17 protein-coding genes are annotated in these 23330 nt (G+C 74.1%); 8 read left to right on the top strand and 9 right to left on the bottom strand.

The window, feature by feature from the left end; all coding sequences use genetic code 11:
• Window positions 1-9 precede the first annotated feature (9 nt).
• Both AB0J72_RS12490 and AB0J72_RS12485 read right to left on the bottom strand, forming a co-directional pair.
• Window positions 10-3417, bottom strand: coding sequence for a DUF4132 domain-containing protein (locus AB0J72_RS12490; RefSeq protein WP_363397966.1), 3408 nt, complete (start codon window positions 3415-3417; stop codon window positions 10-12).
• 33 nt (window positions 3418-3450) lie between these two features.
• On the bottom strand, window positions 3451-5799 hold the full coding sequence (locus AB0J72_RS12485; RefSeq protein ID WP_363397964.1) for an excinuclease ABC subunit UvrA: 2349 nt from the start codon (window positions 5797-5799) through the stop codon (window positions 3451-3453).
• 156 nt (window positions 5800-5955) lie between these two features.
• On the opposite strand from AB0J72_RS12485, the gene AB0J72_RS12480 reads away from it, so the two are divergent.
• Window positions 5956-6201, top strand: coding sequence for a hypothetical protein (locus AB0J72_RS12480; protein WP_363397962.1), 246 nt, complete (start codon window positions 5956-5958; stop codon window positions 6199-6201).
• On the opposite strand, the gene AB0J72_RS12475 is transcribed toward AB0J72_RS12480, so the two are convergent.
• A complete protein-coding gene (locus AB0J72_RS12475) occupies window positions 6185-7201 on the bottom strand; it encodes a PaaX family transcriptional regulator C-terminal domain-containing protein (RefSeq protein WP_363397960.1) in 1017 nt (338 codons plus the stop codon). The two genes, AB0J72_RS12480 and AB0J72_RS12475, sit on opposite strands and share 17 nt — an antisense overlap.
• Window positions 7202-7366: 165 nt before the next feature.
• Between AB0J72_RS12475 and AB0J72_RS12470 the strand changes: the two genes are divergently transcribed.
• On the top strand, window positions 7367-8704 hold the full coding sequence (locus tag AB0J72_RS12470) for a PHB depolymerase family esterase (RefSeq protein ID WP_363397958.1): 1338 nt from the start codon (window positions 7367-7369) through the stop codon (window positions 8702-8704).
• 194 nt (window positions 8705-8898) lie between these two features.
• On the opposite strand, the gene AB0J72_RS12465 is transcribed toward AB0J72_RS12470, so the two are convergent.
• The gene (locus tag AB0J72_RS12465; RefSeq protein ID WP_363397956.1) at window positions 8899-9855 is read right to left on the bottom strand and encodes a WYL domain-containing protein; all 957 of its coding nucleotides are present in this window, start codon (window positions 9853-9855) and stop codon (window positions 8899-8901) included.
• Between the two features lie 58 nt (window positions 9856-9913).
• On the opposite strand from AB0J72_RS12465, the gene AB0J72_RS12460 reads away from it, so the two are divergent.
• Window positions 9914-10450 carry a DUF664 domain-containing protein gene (locus tag AB0J72_RS12460; RefSeq protein WP_363397954.1) on the top strand — a complete coding sequence of 179 codons (537 nt, stop codon included), beginning with the start codon at window positions 9914-9916 and terminating at the stop codon, window positions 10448-10450.
• Window positions 10451-10941: 491 nt separating this feature from the next.
• A complete protein-coding gene (locus tag AB0J72_RS12455; RefSeq protein ID WP_363397952.1) occupies window positions 10942-12339 on the top strand; it encodes a hypothetical protein in 1398 nt (465 codons plus the stop codon).
• Between the two features lie 48 nt (window positions 12340-12387).
• On the opposite strand, the gene AB0J72_RS12450 is transcribed toward AB0J72_RS12455, so the two are convergent.
• From AB0J72_RS12450 to AB0J72_RS12435, 4 genes are all read right to left on the bottom strand, one after another.
• Window positions 12388-13545, bottom strand: coding sequence for a hypothetical protein (locus AB0J72_RS12450; RefSeq protein WP_363397950.1), 1158 nt, complete (start codon window positions 13543-13545; stop codon window positions 12388-12390).
• Window positions 13542-14042 (bottom strand): SigE family RNA polymerase sigma factor, encoded by a 501-nt coding sequence (locus AB0J72_RS12445; protein WP_363397948.1) that lies wholly within the window; start codon window positions 14040-14042, stop codon window positions 13542-13544. Before AB0J72_RS12445 ends, AB0J72_RS12450 begins: the two co-directional genes overlap by 4 nt.
• Before the next feature lie 150 nt (window positions 14043-14192).
• Window positions 14193-15632, bottom strand: a complete 1440-nt coding sequence (locus tag AB0J72_RS12440; RefSeq protein ID WP_363397946.1) for a S8 family serine peptidase — start codon at window positions 15630-15632, stop codon at window positions 14193-14195.
• A gap of 401 nt (window positions 15633-16033) precedes the next feature.
• Window positions 16034-16735 carry a class I SAM-dependent methyltransferase gene (locus AB0J72_RS12435; RefSeq protein WP_363397944.1) on the bottom strand — a complete coding sequence of 234 codons (702 nt, stop codon included), beginning with the start codon at window positions 16733-16735 and terminating at the stop codon, window positions 16034-16036.
• Window positions 16736-16845: 110 nt separating this feature from the next.
• Between AB0J72_RS12435 and AB0J72_RS12430 the strand changes: the two genes are divergently transcribed.
• The 4 genes from AB0J72_RS12430 to AB0J72_RS12415 are packed head-to-tail and all read left to right on the top strand — an operon-like array spanning window position 16846 to window position 22428.
• A complete protein-coding gene (locus tag AB0J72_RS12430) occupies window positions 16846-19956 on the top strand; it encodes a BTAD domain-containing putative transcriptional regulator (RefSeq protein WP_363397942.1) in 3111 nt (1036 codons plus the stop codon).
• Between the two features lie 41 nt (window positions 19957-19997).
• Window positions 19998-20855 carry a CPBP family intramembrane glutamic endopeptidase gene (locus AB0J72_RS12425; RefSeq protein ID WP_363397940.1) on the top strand — a complete coding sequence of 286 codons (858 nt, stop codon included), beginning with the start codon at window positions 19998-20000 and terminating at the stop codon, window positions 20853-20855.
• Window positions 20855-21511 carry a hypothetical protein gene (locus AB0J72_RS12420; protein ID WP_363397938.1) on the top strand — a complete coding sequence of 219 codons (657 nt, stop codon included), beginning with the start codon at window positions 20855-20857 and terminating at the stop codon, window positions 21509-21511. The genes AB0J72_RS12425 and AB0J72_RS12420 overlap by 1 nt, the downstream gene beginning before the upstream one ends.
• A gap of 5 nt (window positions 21512-21516) precedes the next feature.
• Window positions 21517-22428: an NAD(P)H-binding protein gene (locus AB0J72_RS12415; protein WP_363397936.1), complete on the top strand. Its 912-nt coding sequence runs from the start codon at window positions 21517-21519 to the stop codon at window positions 22426-22428.
• 64 nt (window positions 22429-22492) lie between these two features.
• On the opposite strand, the gene AB0J72_RS12410 is transcribed toward AB0J72_RS12415, so the two are convergent.
• Window positions 22493-23263: a hypothetical protein gene (locus AB0J72_RS12410; protein WP_363397934.1), complete on the bottom strand. Its 771-nt coding sequence runs from the start codon at window positions 23261-23263 to the stop codon at window positions 22493-22495.
• Window positions 23264-23330 lie beyond the last annotated feature (67 nt).

Genomic DNA, 23330 nt, shown 5'->3' with positions numbered 1-23330 from the left:
CGGTTGGGGTCATGGCTGCTGGGGAGTGAGGACCTCCGTCAGGTCGCGGAGCATCTCGGAGGCGGTGACGGGGTCGAGGACGTCGAACGTGCGGGTCAGGGTGCGGGGGGTCCACGTGCCCCAGGGGTGGTCGTTGAGCCAGACGGTCCGGAGCTCCTGGTCGGTGAAGATGTCGTGGGCGCCGATCGGGATGCCGGGGTCCAGGTCGATGACGATGGCGCGGTTGTTCGGGGCGGGGCGCCAGATCCAGCACTGGACGCCGGCGTCCTGGGGCTCGCCGCGTTGCCAGCCGCGGCGTTCCAGGCCGAGGAGGGTCTTCGTGGGGACCTTCAGGTCGGTGAACCTGGCGAGGCTCGTCGACGCCCGCTCCGACGCGGTCAGTGTGTGCACCGTGCGGCCCAGCTGTGCGAAGGGCTGGAGGATCTCGTAGTCGGCGAACAGCGACACCCAGGCGGGCAGGTCCGCGCCGAGCAGGACGGGGTGGGCGAGGGCGACGGCCGCGGTGGGCGGGAGGGTGTACGAGTCGTCGGCGGCGTCGGCGAACGTGCCGTCCTCCGCGACACGGAAAGCGGTGACGCCGTCGCCCGCGACACGGAAAGCGGTGACGCCGCCGTCCGCGACGCCGAGCGTGGTCATGCCGCCGTCCGCGGCGCCGACGGCGGTCGCACCGGCGCTGGGCTCGGCCGGAGGGAGGGTGGCGGTCCACACCAGGCGACGGGCGATGTGCCGGAGCAGCGGGTGCGCTACGACGTGGTCCTGGAACGACGCGGCCGTCCAGCTGCGCTGGCTGACCATCGCGGCCTCCAGGCGGCGGATCTGGTCGGCGGCGATGGTGCGGACGTCCTTCTTGAGGCCGGTGTAGCGCTGGTACGCCGCGGGCGCCAGCTCCTGGTCGTCGCGCGCCCCCGGCTTCGGCAGGTCCTTGCGCGGCGCGCCGCCGTCCGCGGTGACATAGGGCTTGAGCTGCTCATCGAAGCCGACCACGAACTGGCGGGGTCCGTAGTCCAGCAGGAGCGAGCCGGAGGCGTCGAGGCCGAGGTCGGGGACCAGGCGGTCGGCGAGCTGCTCCTCGGTGAGGCCGAGCGAGGCGGCGACCTCGGCGACCTTCTCGGCAGCCCGCTCCTTGAGGCCCTTGAACTTGGCCTTCTGCGCGATCCCGCTCAGGTGCGCCAGCGCGAGGTCGGAGCCGATGCCGGCGAGGACGTCCAGGCCGGTGACGGCCTTCGCGTGGCCGCCCTCGCCGGGCCAGGCGCGGATCACGGGGGAGAGGCGGCGGACGGTGTCGTCGTCGCCGAGCCACTGCAGGGCGAGCAGGGGCCACGGCTCCTTCGGCGGGGCGCCGACCGACTGCCACTGGGTGAACACGGCCCAGGCGAACTGGGCGAGGGAGCGGCGGTCGAGCTGCTCGACGACGAGCGGCACACCCGCATACACCTCGTCGGGGCGGGAGATGGCGAGCATCGTGCACAGGTGGCGGGCCGGCTCGTCGCCGAGGGCGGCGGAGCGGTCCTTGAGCAGGATGCGGGGCATCAGCGAAGGGTCGGCCCAGGCCGGCAGGTCGGGGATCTTCGCCGGCAGGACGTCGAGGGTGCTGCCGCCGAGCAGCGCGTCCAGCGCCGCACCGGCGTCGGGGCCGGACGAGGTGCCGGCGGCGAGGACCTCGTCGCGGTGCCGGACCGCGAGCATCCGCAGCACCTCCTCGGCCGCCTGCCGGTCCGGGCCGGTCGGGCCCACCGCGGCCGGGGTCAGCGCCCGGGCCGCATACGCCGGATGCCGGTCGAGCCAGGCGAGCACGAGCGCCCGCAGGGACTTGAGCCGCCGCAGCGAGCGGGCCATGTGCGTGGCGACCTCGGGCGAGGCGAACGGCAGCAGCAGCTCGGTGCACGTCCCGGCCTGCTTGTCCGCGAGGTGCAGGGCGGCCGGCAGCGCGGCGAGGCCGAAGCGGGCGGCGATCGGCGGGAACCACTGCGGGGCGTCCCAGATCCGCTGGGGGCGCCAGCTGGGCAGCAGCTCGGCGACCACGTCGTCGGGGGCGGTCAGCATGAGCGTGACCTCGTGGTGCCCCTGCAGGGCGCCGGCGCGGTAGTGCTGCACCGCGGTCTCGATGGAGGTGTCGAGGGCCCACCAGGTCGCATTCGGCACGCGCCGCGCGGCCCACGCGTCCCGCTCGCCCGGTGCCCAGTCGAGCACGGGCTCGGCGGTGAAGGCGAGGCCGGGGACGACCTGCGGCCGCGAACGCGGGCGCCGCACCGTCCACGGCGGGGTGACCAGCAGCTCCGGCAGCGCCGGCGGCGACGCCAGGGGCACGGCGCTGTCGTCGGCCAGGATGGCCTCGACCCGCGCCTGCGAGGCGGGCGGCAGAGAGACGCCGGCGGCGAGGTCGCGGTGCGCGAGGACGTGCACCCGCAGCATGTCCTGCGCGGCCCGGCCGTCGTCGGCGGCGAGGATGCGCAGCGCCCGCTCCGGGAAGCGGCGGGCCGCGTCGAGGGCGGCGAGCGGCACGTACTTGCGGTCGAGGCGGGCGACCAGCCCCGCGAACGCCTCGTCGGTCGGGAACAGCGCCAGGGCGCTCACGAGCCGCTGCTGGATCTCGGCGTCGACGTTGCCCGTGTCCAGCCACTCCAGCAGGTGCGGCGTGACGGCGGGTCCGGTGCCGTCCACGGCGGTCGCGAGGGCCTCGGTGTCGCGGGCGAGCCACCAGCCGCCGGAGGCGGGCGCCGCCGTGGCCAGGTGCGCGCTGCCGGACGCCGCGCACCACAGCAGCTTGGCCCGGTAGTTGTCGGTGGTGCCGGCCAGCTCCGCGGCGACGCCGTCGACCCAGTCCCGCTGTGTGGGGACGAGGAACGCGGCGGCCGCCCGCCGGTAGGCCGAGTGGTCCCGGTGACCGGCGAGCATCGCGACCACCGCGGCGTGGTCGTCGTCGGACGCGACGGCGAGCGCCGCCCTGACCCGCCCGGCGAGCGCCACCCAGTGCGGGAAATAGCCCCAGCCGGGCACGGTCCGCCACGTCACCCGCGCCGGCACCTGGACGCCGTTGTGCATGTAGCCGCCGGTGTCCAGGTCGACCGCCTCCATCGTGGCGGCAGCGGCGAACAGCAGCCCCCTTGAGGGGATCCACAGGTCGGCGAGCCGGGCCAGCCGGCCCGTGTCCTTCCACGACACGTAGGGGGCGACGAGCGCCGCCACCACCCCCGCGCCGGCGGCGGGGCCGCTGGACGGGTCGGCGAGATACGCCCGCGCGGGCGCCACGAGCGAAGGGTCGCTGTCGGGATGGTCGAGCCGGGCGTCGATCATGCCCCGCGCGGCGGAGATGAGGTCCGTGCCCCGGGCCCGGTCGTGCTTCAGTGCGGGCCCGGGGGTGCCGCCCCGGCGGGGGATGAACACTTTGCGCCAGGAGGCCGGAAACTCGAAATCCACGCCGTCACACTAACGACGAGGTACGACAGAAAATCAGGCGCCGACGTAATCCGCCAGGTGCTGGCCGGTCAGCGTCGCACGGGACGCCACGAGCGCGGCGGGCGTCCCGGTGAACACGACCTGCCCGCCGTCGTGCCCGGCCCCCGGCCCGAGGTCGATGATCCAGTCGGCGTGCGCCATCACGGCCTGGTGGTGCTCGACCACGATCACCGACTTGCCCGCGTCCACGAGCCGGTCGAGCAGCCCCAGCAGGTGCGACACGTCCGCGAGGTGCAGGCCCGCGGTCGGCTCGTCCAGCACGTACACGCCGCCCTTGTCGCCCATGTGCGTGGCCAGCTTCAGCCGCTGCCGCTCACCGCCGGACAGCGTCGTCAGCGGCTGCCCGATCGTCAGGTACCCGAGCCCCACGTCGACCAGCCGGCCGAGGATCATGTGCGCCGGCGGCGTGTGCGCGTCGGTGCCGGGGCCGAAGAACTCGAACGCGTCGGCGACCGACATCGTCAGGACCTCGCTGATGTCCCGGCCGCCCAGGTGGTAGTCGAGGACCGACGCGTCGAAGCGCTTGCCCTCGCACACCTCGCAGACGGTGGCGACGCCGGCCATGACCACCAGGTCGGTGTAGATGACGCCGTTGCCGTTGCAGTTGGGGCAGGCGCCCTCCGAGTTGGCGCTGAACAGCGCGGGCTTCACGCCGTTGGCCTTCGCGAAGGCCTTGCGGATGGGTTCGAGGAGGCCGGTGTACGTCGCGGGATTGCTCCGCCGGGAGCCGCGGATCGGGCTCTGGTCGACGGACACGACGTCGCCGAACGCGGGAACGGAGCCGTGCACCAGTGAGCTTTTGCCGGAGCCGGCCACCCCGGTGACGACGCAGAGCACGCCGAGCGGGATGTCGACGTCGACGTCGCGCAGGTTGTGCGCGTTCGCGCCGCGGACCTTGAGATACCCGGACGGCGACCGCACGTCGGGCTTCAGCGCGACACGGTCGTCGAGGTGCTTGCCGGTGAGCGTACCGCTGTTGCGAAGGCCCGGCAGGGTGCCCTCGTAGCAGATCGTGCCGCCCCCGGAGCCGGCGCCCGGACCGAGGTCGACGACGTGGTCCGCGATCGCGATCGCCTCCGGCTTGTGCTCCACGACCAGCACCGTGTTGCCCTTGTCGCGCAGCCGCACCAGCAGGTCGTTCATCCGCTGGATGTCGTGCGGGTGCAGCCCGATCGTGGGCTCGTCGAACACGTACGTGACGTCGGTCAGCGGCGAGCCGAGGTGCCGGATCATCTTGACCCGCTGCGACTCGCCCCCGGACAGCGTGCCGGAGGGGCGGTCGAGCGACAGGTACCCCAGCCCGATCTCGACGAAGGAGTCCAGCGTGTGCCGCAAAGCCGCGAGCAGCGGCGCGACCGACGGCTGGGACGAGGACAACGAGCTGACCCACGACGCCAGGTCGCTGATCTGCATCGAGCACGCGTCGGCGATGTTCTTGCCGTCGATCTTCGACGAGCGGGCCTCCTCGCTGAGCCGGGTGCCGCCGCACTCGGGGCAGACCCCGAACACGACCGCCCGCTCCACGAACGCCCGCACGTGCGGCTGCAGCGCGTCGACGTCCTTGGACAGCATCGACTTCTGGATCTTCGGGATCAGCCCCTCGTAGGTCAGGTTGATCCCGTCGACCTTGATCTTGGTCGGCTCCTTGTGCAGCAGGTCGTTGAGCTCCCGCTTCGTGTACTTGCGGATCGGCTTGTCCATGTCGAAGTAGCCGCAGCCGCTGAAGATCCGGCCGAACCAGCCGTCCATGCTGTAGCCGGGGATCGTCAGCGCGCCCTCGCTGAGCGACTTGCTGTCGTCGTACAACTGCGAAAGATCGATGTCGTTGACCTTGCCGCGGCCCTCGCAGCGGCTGCACATGCCGCCCGTGATGCTGAACGCGCGGCGCTCCTTGATCGTCTGGCCGGCCTTCTTGACCGTGACGGCGCCGGCACCGCTGATCGAGGCGACGTTGAACGAGAACGCCTGCGGCGAGCCGATGTGCGGCTGCCCGAGCCGGCTGAACAGGATGCGCAGCATCGCGTTGGCGTCGGTGGCCGTGCCGACGGTCGAGCGGGGGTCCGCGCCCATCCGCTGCTGGTCGACGATGATCGCGGTGGTCAGCCCCTCGAGCACGTCGACGTCGGGCCGGGCGAGCGTCGGCATGAACCCCTGCACGAACGTGCTGTAGGTCTCGTTGATCAGCCGCTGCGACTCCGCGGCGATCGTGCCGAAGACGAGCGAGCTCTTGCCCGAGCCGGACACGCCGGTGAAGACCGTCAGCTGGCGTTTCGGGATCTCGATGCTGACGTCCTTGAGGTTGTTCACCCGTGCGCCCCGCACCCGGATCAGCTCGTCGGCCATCACATCTCCCTCTGTCGTCGGCTCCCGTCCACGCTAATGGGACTTCCTCGGACCGACTTCTCGATTCCTGATCTGATTTCCTGATCTGATCGGGTCGAGGCGCCGTAGGTTTCATGCGCCGACCGGGCGGCCGCCGGCTGCCGCGTCGACTACACCGTGCCCAGCTCCTGGCCCGGTGGCTTCAGCGCCAACGTCACCGTCAACTTCGGCTTCAACGGCTCCTGGAACGGCTCCAACCCGATCCCCACCGCCTTCCCGCTCAACCTTCTCGCTCAACGGCACGCCGTGCAACGGTCCCGTCGGCGGCTCACCGAGCGCGTCCGGCGGCTCCGGACCATCCAGCCTGACGGCGACTACGGCCTCCTGCCGTACCGGCCCGGCCTGCTCACGCTGCGCCCCTAGCCTCCGCGACCCGGCCGGCCACGGAGGTGGTGGCCGGCCGGTCACCGGAGCCGACGCCGGCGAGGAGGTCGGCGACGGTGTGCGCCCGCACGGCCGGCGGCGGCCCGTCGGCGAACCGCCCGGCGACCGCCCGCACGTGCTCCTCGGCGGTGCCGGCCAGCCCGTCGTACACGGCGGTGAACACCTCGAGGGCCGCCGCGCGTGGCCAGCCGGCCGGCAGGAGCGCCACCGGCAGCCGTGGGTCCAGCACGGCGAAGCGCCGGTAGGTGTCCATGACCTCGGTCCGGGCGCGCACCGCGTCGGCGCCACCGACCCGCCGGGCGGTGACGTCCGGCAGCAGCGGCCGCCACCGCCGCAGGAAGGTCTCGTAGTGCGCCGCGACCGCCGCGACGTCCCAGGCCCGCAGCGGCTCGCGGCCGGTCGTGGCGCCGAGCTCGACGTGCCGCGCCCGGAACACGGTGACCGCGCCCGGCGCGACCCCGGCGACCTGCGCCGTGGCGGCCGGCGTCAGCGGGTGCGGCGAGATCCACAGCCCGTCGTACAGCGGCGCGTACCCCAGCCACCGCAGCTGACCTCGCAGCGCCCGGCGGAGCGTGCGCTCCTGCTGCGGCAGGGAGAACGCGATCAGCGTCCACCACCCGTCCCAGGGCTCGGCCGTCGCCGCGGACCGCACGATCCAGCGCCCGCCCTCGGACAGGTGGGTGACGGCGGCCGGCGCGAGCCGGTACGAGCTGTGCCGCCCCTGCCGGCTGCCGTGCAGCACGCCGCGGCGGGCGAGCCGGCTGATCGCGGTGCGGGCACCTGCCTCGCTGACCCCGGTCTCGGCGAGCAGCGCCACGATGGCCGCCGACGGCAGCGAGGCACCGGTGCGCATGGTGTAGTCCGCGAGCAGGGTCACCGCCAGGCCCTGTGGTGCGGGGCCGGACTGCCGCCGGGGCAGCCGGACCGCCGCGGCGTCCTCGTCCGGGAAGATCTCCTCGATGTCGAACGGGCTGGACACGCGACCTCCGGCATGAGAGCGGGACCGGTCGACTGTAGCGAATCCCGTCGATTGACACTTACAGTGACCCAGGGCAGACTAAGTGCCACGCATGGTTGGGAGCCGCGCTGTCCTCATCGATCGACATGTCCGCGACACGGGTCGCGGCATCGGAGGAGATCGCGCATGCACATCACCTGGAAGCTCCTGATCGCCCCCGCCGCGGCGGTCCTCGCCGCCGGCCTGAGCCTGGTCGCCCTGCGACCCGCCTACGCGGCGACCCTCACCGAGGTCACCAACTTCGGCGCGAACCCCGGCGGCATGCGGATGCACGTGTACGTGCCCGACACCCGCCCCGCCAACCCGGCGATCGTCGTGGCCATGCACGGCTGCGGCGGGTCCGGGCCCGGCTTCTACTCGGGCAGCGAGTTCGCCTCGCTCGCCGACCGGTACGGCTACATCGTGATCTACCCGACCGCCACCCAGCAGGCCGGCTTCGGCAACTGCTTCGACACCTGGTCCGACACCGCCAAGCGGCGCGGCGCCGGCAGCGACCCGGTCTCGATCGTCTCGATGCTGACCTACGTCGAGCGGCAGTACGGTGGCGACCCGAACCGGGTCTACGCCACCGGCAGCTCCTCCGGCGGCATGATGACCAACCACATGCTCGCCCTCTACCCGGACGTCTTCAAGGCCGGCGCGGCGTTCATGGGCGTGCCGTTCAACTGCTTCGCCGGAGCCGCGGACTACCCGCCCGGCAGCAGCCGCTGCACCGGCAACGGCGGCCTGGACCGTACCCCGCAGCAGTGGGGCGACGCCGTTCGCCAGGCGTACCCCGGGTACACCGGACCCCGCCCCCGCATGCAGCTGTGGCACGGCACCAACGACACCCTCGTGCCGTACCGGCTGCTGCAGGAGGAGATCGAGCAGTGGACCGACGTGTTCGGGCTGAGCCAGACCCCCACGTCGACGGACACGCCGCAGTCCGGATGGAACCGCCGCCGCTACGCCGACGCGTCCGGCACGGCCCAGGTCGAGGCGTACAGCATCCAGGGCGCCGGGCACAGCCTGCCGTCCGCCGGCATGGCGGCCTACGCGGTCGCGTTCTTCGGCCTCACCACGCCCGGCGGCCCCAGCGGCTCGCCGAGCGCACCGGGATCGGCGAGCCCGTCGGTGCCACCGGTGTCCAGCCCGCCGCCCGGCGGCACCGCCTGCCGGGTCACCGACGTGGTCAATCCCTGGAACACCGGGCTGACCGAGAGCATCACCGTCACCAACACCGCCGCCACCGCCGTCAACGGCTGGGCGCTGGCGTTCACGCTGCCCGCCGGGCAGACCGTCACGTCGAGCTGGAACACCACGATCAGCCCCGGCAGCGGCCAGGTGACCGCCCGAAACGTCAGCTACAACGCCGTGCTCGCCCCCGGCGCGTCCACGACCATCGGCTTCCAGGCGACCCACACCGGCAACACCGCCCGCCCGGGCGCGTTCACCCTCAACGGCGCCGCCTGCACGCTCGCCTGACATCCTCGGAGGACCCAGATGGAGCTCTCCCGTCCCCGGCTGCGCGCGGTCGCCGTGCGCGTCGTCGAGTTCGACGCGGTCGAGTCGCGATTCAGCGCGATGCTCCTCGGCTGACAGCACCGGCCCGGTCGGCGGTTGCGCGCCGACCGGGCCGTCCAGCCTGGCGAACCCGCCGCGAGGACCGCGGTCGTCCGTCAAACCGGGGCAGGCCCGGCGGCGTCCAGCAGGCGGCGGCCGATGGCGCGGGCCGTGTGGCGCAGCTCAGGGCCGCCCACGATCCGGAAGTCACAGGGCAGGGCGGCGAGCTGCTCGGCGTACCACCACGGGTTGCCGGTGGAGCCGACCAGGCGGCATGACGCGTCGTCCAGGGGCTCGAGCCGCCCGAGCGCCGCCGGTACGCGACCCGACAGCTCGCCGAGCGGGCGGTGCAGGACCAGTTCGGCGGTGTACTCCCAGCCGACCGCGAGGTGCTCCTCCAGCACCGCGACCGGGTCGAACGACGTCGGCGGGTCGAAGCGGGTGTCGAGCGGCGCGACGTCCAGCATCCGGTCGACCCGGTACGCCCTGCGCGCGCCGGACGCGTGCGACCAGCAGATCAGGTACCACCTTCCGTGCCGGACGACGACCGCCCACGGGTCGACCTCGGCGTCCCACTGCGAGCCGGACTCCCCGCGGTACACCAGCCGCAACCGCCGCAAGTCGGCGCACGCCTGCACGAGCGTGGCCGTGATCTGCGGGTCGGGCCGGGCGGCGGCGCGGTCGGGGGCCGGTGCGGTCGCCCGCCGCACCGCGTCGGCCTGCGCGGCGACCTGCTCCGGCAGCGCCCGCACCAGCTTGCCGAGCGCGGCACCGACCGGGCTCGCCGGGTCGCCGGCGTCGTGGTGACCGTCGAGGACCGCCATGACCAGCGCGAGTGCCTCCGCGGCGGTGAACGTCAGCGGCGGCGGCCGCAGGCCACGACCCACCCGGTAGCCACCGTACGGTCCGCGGACCGACTCGATCGGGATCCCCGCGTCGCGGAGCACGGCGATGGACCGCCGCGCCGCCCGCTCCGACACGCCGAGCCTGGCCGCGAGCCGGTCGGCGGTGATGCCGGGGCTCGCCTGGACGAGCTCCAGCGCGAGCAGCGCCCGGGAGGCGGGACTTTCCACGTGGCCCTTCCGTGAATCCGGACGCGAATCGTCCGGAACCGATCCTACCGTGATCGGCATGATGCTGAATGAGCCACCGCCGGACGCCGGCGAGGCGGAGATGCAGCTGTTCGCCCTCGAACGGTCCCGCGCGCAGTTCGCGTGGAAGGCCGGCGGGCTCGACGAGGCGGGGCTGCGGCGCGCCCAGCCGCCGTCCACCCTGACCCTCGCCGGGCTGCTGAAGCACCTGGCGCTGGTCGAGGAGCTGTACACGATCGACTTCACCGGCAAGGCGCCCGGCCCGCCGCTCGACGCGCCCGAGGCGGCCACGGACCTCGACTGGGTGTGGCGCAGCGCGGCCGGGGACTCCGCCGAATACCTCTACGACCTGTGGCGCGGGGCGGTCGAGCGCTCCCGGGCCGCCATGGCCGAGGCCCTCGCCGACGGCGGGCTCGACCAGCCCGCGAAGTACCGGACGTTCGACGACGGCGCGCGGCCGAACCTCCGGCGGCTCGTGATGGACCTGCACGACGAGTACGCCCGCCACGTCGGCCACGCCGACCTGCTCCGTGAGGCCATCGACGGGCTCGTCGGCGAGGACCCTCCGCTTTCGTGATCGAAGGCCGTACGGCGGGCGCTGGTACGTCTCGTTCTGCGTCGAGGACGGCGTCGCCGAGGCCGCCGGGAACGGCAGGCCGCCCGTCGGCGTCGACCGGGGCGTGGCGGTTGCGGTCGCAACCTCCGACGGCGGCCTGCACGACCGGGCTTTCGCCACCCCGGGCGAGACGGCACGTCTCAAGCGGTTGCAGCAACGCCTGTCCCGATCGTTGCGTACCCATGGCCGTAACCGCCGCTCCAACCGACGTGAACGCGGCAAAGAACGTCCTGGCCGCCGGGCTGGCGGTCACCGGGCGTGGAGACCTTGCCGCCGGGCGGTCCGCGAAGCGCCAACCACCCGAACGGCTCGCGGCGTGAACATGCCTCAGCCACGGGAATCCCCCGGCTTCAGGCGTGGGGAGGAAGCCAACCTTTGGTCTTCATGAAGAGTCGCTCATGCGCCGTCACATCGATTGCCGAAAAGGGTTTCGGTATCGAATATGGACGGACATGGAGTTCAGAGCAAGGCGGCGCCTGATTGTCGGTGTCGTCGCCGGTACGGTGGCCGCCGTCGCACTCGCCGCGACCCTCTATGTCACGACGGGATCAGGCGGCGGCATCGACGGGGAGCGGCCGCAGGTCCAGGCGGCGGAGCAGGCCGGCCTACCCGCCGACGGCGCTCAGGGGGCCGGGCTCACCAGCGCCGGCCCGTCGGCCTCGGTGTCCGCCTCTGTGTCAGCCTCAGGGCAGACCGCCGGCGCCTGCTCCCGCCCGGTCGGCGCCGCGCCGGTCGTGAAGGTCACCGACGTCGCCACCGGCGTCAAGGTCACCGGCTACGGCCGCGAGGGCGACACCGACCCGCTGCCGATGGCGATCGCGGCGGCGCCCGGCGGCGGGTCGTGGCTGGCGTGGCTCGGCACCGACGGCCGCGTGTACCTCGGCCGGCTCGGCTGCGACGACAAGCTCGTCGGCAGCCCGACCAGCTTCACCGGCATCGACCTGCAGGACGTCGCCGCCGACGCGAACGGCGGCGTGCTGCTGCTCACCCGCAAGGGCAACTGCGGCGGCGGCACCCTCTGCGGCGGCTCGTCGAGCCCGTGCAACACCATGCACATGATCCGGTTCGACAACTCCGGCAAGCAGGTGTGGGAGCGGCAGGTGACGAACCTGACCGGCGACCGCACCGGCTACGACGACGGCGCCAGGTTCATCTGGTGGTACCAGCACCACGGCCGCCTCGCGTACGACGGCACGAACTACGCGGCCTACTTCGGCGTCGCCATCACCGTCAAGAACGGTGCCTGCGTCGACATCCACGAGGGCGACCGCATGCAGGTCGTCGGGCCCTCCGGGTCCCTCGTATCAGGTCGCGGTAGCTTCGAGGTCGGGTGTAGTCACAGCTGGACGACGCGCATCGCCTGGGACCCGCGGGTCTCCCGGTTCGCGATGGTCTGCGCCACCGACAACTCGTGCCGGATCGCGCAGCCCAACCCGTACCGGACCGTCGCCGCCGGCACCTGCGACGGCACGCTCTTCGGCGGTGACCTGGTCCTCGCCGCGTCGAAGGGCTACTGGACCGCGTGGAGCCAGGGCGGCAAGGCCCGCCTCGAGCGCTTCAACACCGGCGCGTCCGAATCCACCGTCACCACCCCGGCGAAGACGGCGCATCCGCACCTGGTGGCCTACGGCTCCGGCCGGATGCTGCTGGCGTGGGAGTCCGGCTCGTCGATGACGGCGCAGGTGTACGACACGGGCGCCGCCCGCGCCGTCGGCGGCACGTTCACCGTCGACGCGAAGGACCACGCGTACCAGGCGTTCAAGGCGTACCCGGACGGCAGCGTCGCCTACGCGGCGGCCGGCGCGAACGCGACCACGATCCGGATCGCCCGCGTGCAGCCGATGGCCTGACCTGATGGTGGTGGGGCGCCCCCTCGCACAGGGGCGCCCCACCGGCTCTCAGCCGACCGGACGCTCCGGCCAGGTGCCGAGGTCGACCAGGTCGTCGCTGAACGTCGCACCCTCGGCGAGCGCGAGCGCGTCCTGCTCGGTCACGTTCTCACCGTGCATGCTGACGAACAGGCTGCGCCCGCCGGTGCCCGGCACCGCGAGCTGATGTCCTGGCCCGCTCGGGTACCACATCGCGGGCCGCCCGTTGACGGTCCGGTTGGGCACGAACTTGTCGCCGTCGGCGTCCCAGTCGCTGACGTTGCCATAGGTGAGGATCAGCGAGTCACCGCGCGGCCCGCGGAACGACACGGACCCGGACTGCCACGACCGGCCGTCCGTGCCCGCCGGCCCCATCGCCGTCGTGCAGCTGTTCCACTCGGTGCCGGCAGGCACGGCACCGACCCGGATCGGCACCGCGCACCGCAGGGACCGGTCGAGGTGCACGCCCGCGGCAGCGGCGGTGACGACCGAGGCAGCGTCGGCGGTCTCCATCGTGAGCACGGCCCACAGCCCGTCGACCGGCTGCCACCACAGCACCCACGTGACCTTCCCCATGGTCCACCCGTCCGGGAACTGCTGGATCGTCCCGGCCCGGCCGGCCACGGTGACCGCGACCGGCGCCGGGCTGTTCGGGGGGCCCCCGCCGGCGGCCGGCCCGCCGAGCTGCGCCTGGTCCAGGTCCTGGCTGAGCACCACGTTCGCGGTGTGGTCGGTGGTGGATTCCCGGGTGCCGGAGCCGGTCCAGACCTCGGCCCGCTCCACCCCGGGGCCGGACCGCCACCAGGCGCCGGTGCCGCCGAACACGGCCAGGTCGACGTCGAAGTGCAGCACCGCCAGGTCCGTCCCGACCGTGTCCGGTCGTTGCGCCGCACCCGGCACGTTCGCCGGCGGCAGGGCCGCGGCCCTCGGGCTCGACCTGTTGGCCGACACGTTCGGCGGTGCGGCGACCGTCGGTGTCGTGCCGCCACCGGACAGGAGCCGCGGGGCGGCCATCCCGCCCACGGTGAGCGCCGCGGCGGTGCCGGCCGCGGCGAACGCGAGCCTGCGCCGCCGGGCGGCCCTGACCCGGGCCATGGTGCCGGCACGCAGCGCCGCCACGTTGACGTCGCCCTCGCCGTGCGGCCGCAGTGCGTCGGCGATCGAGTCCGCGAGCTCCGTGTGGTTCATCCGGTCCTCCCCGTCAGTACCGGCTCGGTCGCCCCGAGCCGGAGGCGCAGCGCCTGCAACGCGCGGGCCGCGTGCGTGCGCACCGTGGCCTGGCTGCAGCGCATGATGTCGGCGATCGTGGCGTCGTCGAGGTCCTCGTAGTAGCGCAGGACCAGCACGGTGCGCTGCCGCTCGGACAGCCGGCGGATCTGCCGCCACATCGCGTCGCGCTCGACCGTCTCGGTCCCGTGGTCCCCGGCGGCCGGCCCGTCCACCGGCTCGCCGACCGCGGGCTCCCGGTTGCTGCGCCGCCGCCACCACGAGTGCGCCGCGTTGGCGATGACCCGCCGCACGTACACGTCGGGCTGGTCGGTGCGCAGGATCCGGCCCCACCGCGGGTACGCCTTCGCGAGGGCCTCCTGCACGAGGTCCTCGGCGCGGTGCGGGTCACCGGTCAGGACCCGGGCGAACCGGATCAGACTCGGCCCGCGCGCCGCGATGTACTCCTCGAATGTCACGCTGGGAACCTCCTTCGCGGGTCCAGACGCAACACTGCCCTCCGCCTGTTGACACGCGTTCTGTCGCCGATGCGACGCTGTGTCGTTCGGGGGCGAAAAGCGGCAGCCGCCACCGGGACGGTGACGGCTGCCGGACGGGGCAGGGTGGAGCTACTGCACGACGTTGTAGGCGTTGATCTCGCCGGCGCCGTAGAACCCGTTACGGTTCCCGCCGGAGCAGGTGGCCTCGAAGCCGACCAGCTTCGGGACCGGGTTGTAGATGCCGCTGGGGCACGGCAGGCTGACGGCGGTGCGCTCCAGGTACGAGGCCAGGGCGCCGGGCGTGAGGCCCGGGTGGGCCGACAGCGCGAGCGCCGCGACGCCCGCGGCGTGCGGGCCGGCCATCGAGGTGCCCTGCTTGTAGCCCCAGCCGTTGGTCTTCGTCACCGTGTTGAAGGTCGTCGACAGCACCCCGTCGGTGATCGTCGACGGGCTGCCGCCGGTGCGGAAGCGCGTGTCGCCGCCGGGCGCGGTCACGTCGACGACGCCCTGGCCGTAGGAGGAGTAGTAGCTCTTCTGCTTGGTCGGGCCGACCGCGGAGACGGTGAGCACGCCCGGTGCCTCGGCGGGCAGGTCGACGCAGGCGCCGGTGATGGTGCGGTCCTCGACCGGGAAGCTGCCGTCGTTCGGGCTGCCGCTGTCGACGAACTTGTGCTGCAGGTCGACGTTGGAGTTACCGGCCGACGCGACGTTGAGCACACCCTTGCTCTGCGAGTACCGCAGCGCGCGCTGGACGGCGGTCCAGACCGGCCGCTGCCGCTCGTCGTTGCGGCAGTTGAACTCCCACGGGTCGATGAAGTAGCTGTTGTTGGTGACCCGCATGCCGTGCTCGGCGGCCCAGATGAACCCGCACACGGCGGCCTCCGGGTAGATGAACCCGTCGTCGTTGACGACCTTCACGGAGGCGACCTTCACGCCGGGCGCGACACCCGCCACGCCGACGCCGTTGATGGCCGCGGCGATGGTGCCGGCGACGTGCGTGCCGTGGTCCGACGTGGTCGGGTTCCAGGCGGCCTCGGTCGTGTCGACGACGCCGCCGATGCAGGACGCGCTCTTGTCCTTGGCGATCTGCGTGACGAGGTCCGGGTGCGTGCTCGAGATGCCGCTGTCGAGCACACCGACGACGACGTCAGGGCTGCCGGTGGTGACCTTGTGCGCCTGCGGGACGTCGATCTGCGTCATGTCCCACTGCTGGCCCCACAGCGGCTCGCCCGTCGGGTCGCCGGTCGCCTGCACGGTCGCGGAGTCGACGACGGCCACCGTCTCGTCGTCGTCCAGCGCGGTGGCGAGCCCTCCGGTGGAGGCGACCGAGTCGACGCCGGCACCGGCGACCGCCGACTGGAACGCCGGGTTGGTCGTGCGGGCCACGAGCACGCCGATCTGGTCGTAGCGCGCCACGACCGTGCCGCCGGCCGCGGCGACCCGGCTCACCGCCTTGGCGGTCGACTGCCCCTGCGGCGCCAGCACCAGGAACGTGCTCTCCGACCCGGCCGCCCACGCCGGTGCCGAGGTGGTGGCCACAGCCCCGGCCCCGGCAACCAGCGCCGACACGACTGCCAGCGTAGTTCGACGAGAATGTCTCACCGTGTTCCCTCCGTCAGGAATTTCCGGTTGACGACGCGACGCGGTAGCGCCGCACGCCGGAAAGAGCGCCACACCGGCCCCTCGCGTTACACCACCCACTCGCGTCGCACCCGCCCGGGAGCCGGCGGTGCCGGAAACGCCTGATGAACGGTTGCCGGGGCTTCTGCGCGACCTGCGGCTTGCCGGCTCGTCACACCAGACGGTCGGGTGTCGAACCCCGCGGCGGCGGCCTGGGTCACCGCGTTGATCAGCACCCGGTGTTCGCGGCCGAGCCAGCGCTGCGCGGCCTCCCGGTCGGGCAGCCGCTCCGGGGTCGTGTCCGCGCGGCGCTCGGTGACGGCGATCCGGTCCCGCGCCGGTGGAACCGGTCAGAACGGGTGGAACTCGGTGAAGGGCGGCTCGACCAGGGCGTCGGGCAGCCGGAGAGCGCGGCAGCGGGGCACCGCCTCGGCCGCGGGGTCGTCGGCGACGTGCCGCAGGGTGCCGGCGGCGAAGGCACCGGGAACCGCCGTCCAGCCCAGGTTGCGCTCGTAGTAGCGGACCGCGGTGCGCACCGACGGCGTCCAGTCGTCGTCCATGACGACCAACCCGCCCGGCCGGACGAGCTTGCGCAGGAAGTAGAGGTCCACGAAGACCTCGTGGAAGCGGTGGCTGCCGTCCACGAACGCCGCGTCGGCGGTGAACCCCCCGGAGACGAGCTCCGGCAGCGCGACGGAGGACGGCGAGCGCATGAGCGTGGCGACGGAGTCCAGGCCCGCGGCGCGCAGCAGGTCCCAGCCGACATCGGAGTACGCCTGGTCCTGGTAGGGATCGACGATGACGTGCCGGGGGTGCGGCCGGTCGACCGTGACCAGCGCCTCGCCGACCGCGAGGGCTGAGCTGGCGTAGGCGAGCCCGACCTCGACGACCGTCCCGACGCCCTCGGCGATCAGCAGGTCGCGGAGCAGGTCGCAGTCCCGCTCCGGCATCGTGACCGTCTCGAAGTCCAGCTCGTGGCCCCGTGTCCACGGCGGGCCGTCCTGGGCGAGGCGGCGGCGCACCTCGCGGACCCGTGCCCCGCGCTCACTCATCTGGATCCCGCCCCCCGATCGACCAGCACCGTAACACGGTCTGGTGTCGGGTTTCGGGCGTTGTCGCGGGGGTCGCGGCGCGTAGCGTACGCGGCATGTAGGTGGTGCGGGTGCTGGGGCCTACGGCGGTGGTCGGGGAGGGCGGGCGGGAGATCGCGCTCGGCGCCCGGCGGCATGCCGAGGTGCTGGCGCTGCTGGCGGCGCACCGGGGGCGGCACGTGAGCGCCGAGGCGCTCGCGGACCTGGTGTGGCGGGGGGATCCGCCGCCGTCCGCGGCCACCACGCTGCAGGGGTACATCTCGCGGCTGCGGCGGCTGCTGGAGCCCGCGCGGGAGGCCAGAGCGACGTCGATCGTGACGGTCGGCGACGGGTACCGGCTGGACCTGCCGACCGACGCCGCGCGGTTCGATGCCGACCTGAAGGCGGCGCGGGAGCTGCTCGACACGGCGCCGGACCAGGCGGCCGAGCTGCTGGGCGACGCGCTCGCGTGGTGGCGGGGCGAGGCGTACGCGGAGGTGCGCGACGTCGAGGCCGTGCTGCCCGAGGTGCACCGCGTCGAGGAGCTGCGGGTCGTGGCGCGGGAGGCGCACGCCCAGGCGCTGCTCGCGGCCGGGCGCGACGCGGAGGTGGTGCCGGACCTGCGGCGGCTGGTCGGCGAGCACCCGATGCGGGAGCGCGGCCCGGCGCTGCTGGCGACCGCCCTGTACCGCAGCGGCCGGCAGGCGGACGCCCTGGCGGTGCTCCGGGAGCTGCGGGAGCGACTCGTCCAGGAGCTGGGCATCGACCCCGGGCCCGAGATCACGGCGCTGGAGAAGCGCCTGCTCAACCAGGACCCGGACCTGTCCGTGCAGAAGCCGGCGCATCGGCAGAAGTCCAGGGAGCTGTTCGCCGGCCGGCGGCAGGAGCTCGCCGCGCTCAGGCAGGCGGGGGAGCGGGCACGGGCCGGGCACACGACGACGGTCGTGGTCCGCGGGGAGGCCGGCATCGGCAAGACCCGGCTGGTCGAGGAGGCATTCGAGCAGGCGAAGTGGGGTCGCTGCCCGGCCGCGCCCGGCGCCCCCGCGTACTGGCCGTGGGCGCAGGTCCTCGGCGGGCTGCCGGCGGTCGACGCGGCGATGGAGGCCGGACGGTTCGCGTTCGGGCTCGACCTCGCCGGCAGGCTGCGCGAGCTGGCCGCGAACCCGGCCGGCGGGCGGCGGGAAGGGACCGGCGACCCGGCCGTCGTCGTGCTCGACGACGCGCACTGGGCCGACCCCGACTCGCTCGTCGTGCTGGAGATCGCGCTCGACGCGCTCGGCGACGCCCGGCTGCTGCTGGTCCTCACCGCCCGGGACGACCCGCCGCGGGCACCGGAGGAGCTCGGCAGGGTCCTCGCCGGCATGGCCCGCCGCCGGGGGCACCTCGACCTCCGGCTCGCCGGCCTGACCGGCGACGAGACGACGGAGCTGCTCGCCGGCCACCCGTTCGCGCCGGGGCAGGTGGCCGCGCTCGCCGCCCGTACCGGCGGCAACCCCTACTTCCTGGGGTCGCTCGCGGCGCTCGGCGCGGACGCCGAACTGCCCGGCGACGTTCGGGACACCGTGCGGGCCAGGGTCGCGGCGCTGCCCGCCGGCGGCGCGGACCTGATGGCGGCCCTCGCGCTCGCCGGCCGGGACCTGCGGGTCACCGTCGCCGCCGCGGCCGCCGGACGCAGCCCGGAGGCGATCGAGCAGGCCCTCGCGGCCGCCCTGCGCGCCGGCCTCATCGACGAGCCGGGCCCCGGACGGCTCCGCGTCGGCCACGACATCGTCCGCGAGGCCGTGGCCGCCGACATCGGGCCGGTCCAGCGCATCGCCCTGCACACCCGACTTGCCGACGCGCTCAGCGAGAAGAGCGCCGTCGCGGAGCACCGGCTGGCCGCGCACGACGATCGGGCCGCCGGGGCCGCCCTCGACGCCGCCCGGGAGGCACTCGCCCGGGCCGCCCTCGACGACGCCGCCACCTGGGCCGCCCGGGGACTGGAACAGGCGACCGACGACGGCGTGCGGGCCGACCTGCACCGCGTCGCCGGGGTCGCCGCGCGCCGCGCCGGGCGCCTCGAGGCCAGCGAGGCCGAGCTGCGCCAGGAGGCGGACATCGCGCGCCGCCAGGGCGACTGGGTGCGGTTCGCCGAGGCGACGCTGGAGTCCGCGCCCGGCGGGATCGGTGGCTACTGGGCGATGTTCGGCATGATGCTCGGGCCGAGCGTGCTGCTGCGGGAGGCGCTGACCCAGCTCGACGCGGTGCCGGCGCCGCTGCGGGCGCGGCTGGTCGCCGCGGAGGCGACCCAGCGGGCCGGCACCGACCGGCCCGGCGCCGCCGACCTGGCCGCCCGCGCCCTGGCGGAGGCCGGCGACGACCGCGATGCCTGGGCCCGCGCGCTCGTCGCGTCGATCCAGGCGGCCTGGACCCCGGACACCGCGCAGCAGCGGCTCGGACAGGTCGAGGAGCTGCTCGCGATGAGTGCCCACGACGCCGGCCTCGAAGCCACCGCATTACATCTGCATCGGTGCGTGCTGCTGGAGCTGGGGCGGCTCGCGGAGTCGGAACGGGCGGCCCGCCGGTTCACGGCGATCGCGGAGCGCGCCCAGGACCCCGACCTGGAGCTGCTCGACCGGTGGTGGCGGGCGGGGCTGCAGCTCATGCGCGGCGACCTCGAGGCGGCCCGCGCGACGGCGGAGGAGGCGAGCGAGGCGGCGGCCCTGGCGTCACCGGCGGCGGCCGCGCTCAGCGTCGTGTCCCACTCGACCGTCGAAGGCATCGCCGCGTGGCACGCCGGCCGGCTGATGGACGCGGTCGGCAACGCCGCGGACCTCGCCGCCGGCACCGACCCGGCGTTCCTGCTCGTCGTCGCGCTCGGGCACGCCGAGGCCGGGCACCGCGACGTCGCGCTGCCGCTCATCGACCGGCTGCTCGCCGCCCCGCCCGAGGGCCAGCGCCGCACCCCGTGGGCCGTCATGCTCAGCGCGGCGCTCGCCGCGCTCGGCGACGACGAGCGGCTCGCCCACCTGGTGCCGACGCTACGCTCGTACGGGCAGCAGATCGTCGTCCTGTGGCCCGGCGTCGTGATCCTCGGCCCCGCCCAGCTGTACCTCGGCGCCGCGCTGCACGACAGGCAATTGCTGACGAACGCGCTGGAGCAGGCCGAGGCGCTCGGCGCCCAGCCGTTCGTGGACCGGGCGCGGAGGCTGCTGACCAGTTAGGCACCAGCGGCGCACCACCGCGGCGGTCCACCGTTCACGGCATGACCACTGCCAAGTCCGAAGCGACCCGCTTCGTCGTCCTTCAGTTGCTGCTCGCCCTCGCCACCACCGCCGTCGCCGTCGCCGAAGGCGTCGACGTGCGGCGGATCGAGGAGGCGTCCGCCCTCGGCCAGGCCGCCACCTACGGCACGGCCCTGACCCCCCTGATCGCCGCGTTCGTCGCCCGCCGGGGCTTCAAGGGCTGGGGCTTCCGCCGTACGTCGTGGCGCACCCTCGCCGTCGCGTGGGCGGTCGGCGTCGCGCCGGTCCTCGTCGCGTACGCCGCCGTGTGGGCCACCGGCGTCGGCCGGTTCACCGGCGACGCGGGCACCGCCGCCCTCGCCGGGACCGTGCTGGTGCTGCCGTACGTCCTGCTCGCGCTCGCCGAGGACATCGGCTGGCGGGGGCTGCTCGTCACGCGCCTCGCCGAGGTCGCCCGGCCGCGCACCGTGTACCTCGTCAGCGGCTTCCTGTGGAGCCTGTCGCACGTGTGGCTGCTGCTCTTCCTCGGCGGCACCCCGGAGGGCGTCGCACCCCTGTTCGCCATCGCCATGTTCACCATCGGGACCACCGCGTTCGGGACGGTCCTGGCGTCGATGCAGCTGCGCTGGGGCATGTGGCCCGGCGTCGTCGCGCACGCGGCCTTCAACGCCGTCATGTACCACTTCGCCGACGCCTCCACCGCGTCCACCGGCTCCGCCACCGACTGGATCGCGACCGAGACGGGCCTCGGGTACGCCGTCGCCATGCCGCTCGTCGCCGTCGCCTGGTTCGCGGTTGCGGCGGCGCACCAGCGGCGCACCAGCGGCACCGGCGACGCTGCTCGGCACCAGCAGGAACTCATTCGTAGGAGCTCATAATGAACCCGCTCACCCTCCGCCGCCTCAGCGACGCCGCCGCCTTCGCCGCAGGCCCGCTGTGCATCATCGGCGGGCTGCTCCACCCGATCGAGGAAGGGCACGCCCACAGCCCGGAGGCGCTCCTGCAGCCGCACACGCTCGGCTCGGCGGCGTTGCTCGCCGGCACGGTGCTGCTGCTGTTCGCCCTGCCCGGGGTGTACGGGTGGGTCGCCCCGCGGGCCGGAAAGCTCGGCCTCGCCGGCTTCGTGCTGTACTTCCTCGGCAACCTGCTCAGCGCGGTGCCGCACCTGGTGCTGATGACGTTCGCCGCGTCGGACCTGGCCGAGCACCACCCGGGCATGGTCTCCGAGCAGGACGCGGTCATCGCCGCGCCGGCGTTCGAGACCGAACAGATCGTCGCCGGCATCGGCCTCGTCCTCGGGCTGCTCGTCTTCTCGATCGGCGTGGTCCGGGCCCAGGGCCTGCCCCGCTGGGTCGGCTGGACGGGGATCGCCGGCGCGGTCGCCGTCTTCGTGCCGCTGCCCGTCCTGCCGGTGGTGACCGGCCTGCAGATCGAGCTGCTGCGCGGCGTCATGCTCGCCGGCCTCGGCCTGCTCGCGATCCGGTCCGCCCGGTCGGCCACCACCGCCGCCGCTCCCGCGCCGGCGCTGGTGTGACCGCCGTGACCGTGCTCGTGGCCGGCGCGACCGGCAGCATCGGCAAGGAGGTCGTGGCGGCGCTGCTCGCCCGCGGCGCCGGGGTGCGGGCGCTGGTCCGCACCGCCGGCCGCGCGGACGTGCTGCCGCCGGGCGTCGAACCCGCGGTCGGCGACCTGCGCGACCCGGCGGCCGTCACGGCGGCGCTGACGGGTGCGACGGCGGCGCTGTACGTCTCCCCGCACGACCCCGACGAGGAGCGGATGGCGGACGTGTTCGTCACCGCGTGCGACGCCCTCGGCGTCCGGCTCGTCTTCGCCGGGGTCGCCCTGACCGCCCGCAGCCGGCTGGCGCGGCTGTCCATGGAGGCGCTCGTCAGCACGTTCCTGCCGCACTACCGCGGCAAGCTGCGGGTCGCCCGCCGGGTCGCCGCGGCCCGGCAGCGCCCGACGGTGCTGGGTGTCGCGAACTACTACCAGAACGACGAGGTGGTCCGCGCCGAGATCCTCGACGGCCGGTACCCGCTGCCGACGCACCGCAACGGCGTGAACCGCGTCGACCTCCGCGACGTCGGCGAGGTCGCGGCCCGGGCACTGACCGACGACGCGTTCCCGGCCGGCGCGTTCGCCCTCGCCGGCCCGGAGTCCGTCAGCGGCGCGCGGGCGGCGCGGGTGTGGAGCGAGGCGCTCGGCCGTCCGGTGCGCTATGACGGCGACCGGCCCGACTGGCCGGACGTCCTCGCCCGGCACCTGAGCGGGGCGAAGCTCGCGGACTACCGGCGTTCGTACGGCTTCGTCGCCAGGTTCCACCTGCCGGCCCCGGCCCGCGACATCGCCAGGACCGCGGAGCTGCTCGGCCGGCCGCCCCGCACCTACGAGTCGTACGTCCGCGACACCGCCGCCGACTGGAGCTCCAGTCAGCGACCCGTGGCGGACTGAGCCTTGTCGACCATCTGCTGAGGAGACTCCTGACCGGGCAGCGACGCCCCGCCGCTGCCCTTGGTCATGGCGAGGCTGCTCGCGACGTCACCCACGTTCGCGCCGCCCTTGGAGTAGCTCTGGGCGTCGTGCTCGTCGGCGCCGAGATTCCTGGCGACGTTGCCCGCGTACGCCGCGGCCGCGGAGTGGGCGGCGTCGTCCAGCGTCTTGAGGGTGTCCGCGTGGGTGGCGCCGATGGCGGGCATCTTCTCGAGCTCGGCCTGCTGGGCGGCGCCTCCGGCAGCACGGGGATCCACTCCGGTCCGTCCCTGCGCGCGTGCACCCGCTCGCCCCGCCGGCGGATCGCGTCGTTCCACTCGGCGGCGGCCGTCTCGTACCGCCGCCGCTCCTGCCTCCTCGCCCGGCGGAACGGCGCCTCGAACTCCCGCTGGTTGCGCAGCGCCACGTAGTACGCGCCCATCCGGGGCAGCACCTTGAACGCCAGCACGAGCAGGCCGAGCCCCGCGAACAGCCGCACGGCCTGGTAGGCGTCCCCCTCGAACCCCTGCTCGACCAGCCACTGCCGCACCCGCGGCAGCAGCACGGCGGCCGCGACCAGCCCGCCGAACACGGCGAGAACCTGCCCGATCAGCGCCCAGAACGCGACCGCCACCGCCCGCCGCAGCTCACTGGTGTCCGGCCGCGGCGGCTCCACCCACTCCGGCCGCTCCGACAGCACGAGCCCGTCGTGCCGCTCGCTCTCCACGACGTCGACGCTGCGCCACCCCCACCGCCCCGGGGTCACGAAGAGCCGCTCACTCAGCTCCGCCGCCCACGGCACCGCCTCGTCACCCATGCCGCGAGTCTCCGGCCGCCGCCCGACCCTCAGAAGAGGAAAACTCCCTATCTCCGGCCGACCGTGC

It is taken from the genome of Dactylosporangium sp. NPDC049742 (genome assembly GCF_040674675.1).
Taxonomy (GTDB): Bacteria; Actinomycetota; Actinomycetes; order Mycobacteriales; family Micromonosporaceae; genus Dactylosporangium; species Dactylosporangium maewongense.
The sequence above is the reverse complement of the archived record's forward strand: the minus strand, read 5'-3'. Positions and strand labels throughout refer to the sequence as shown.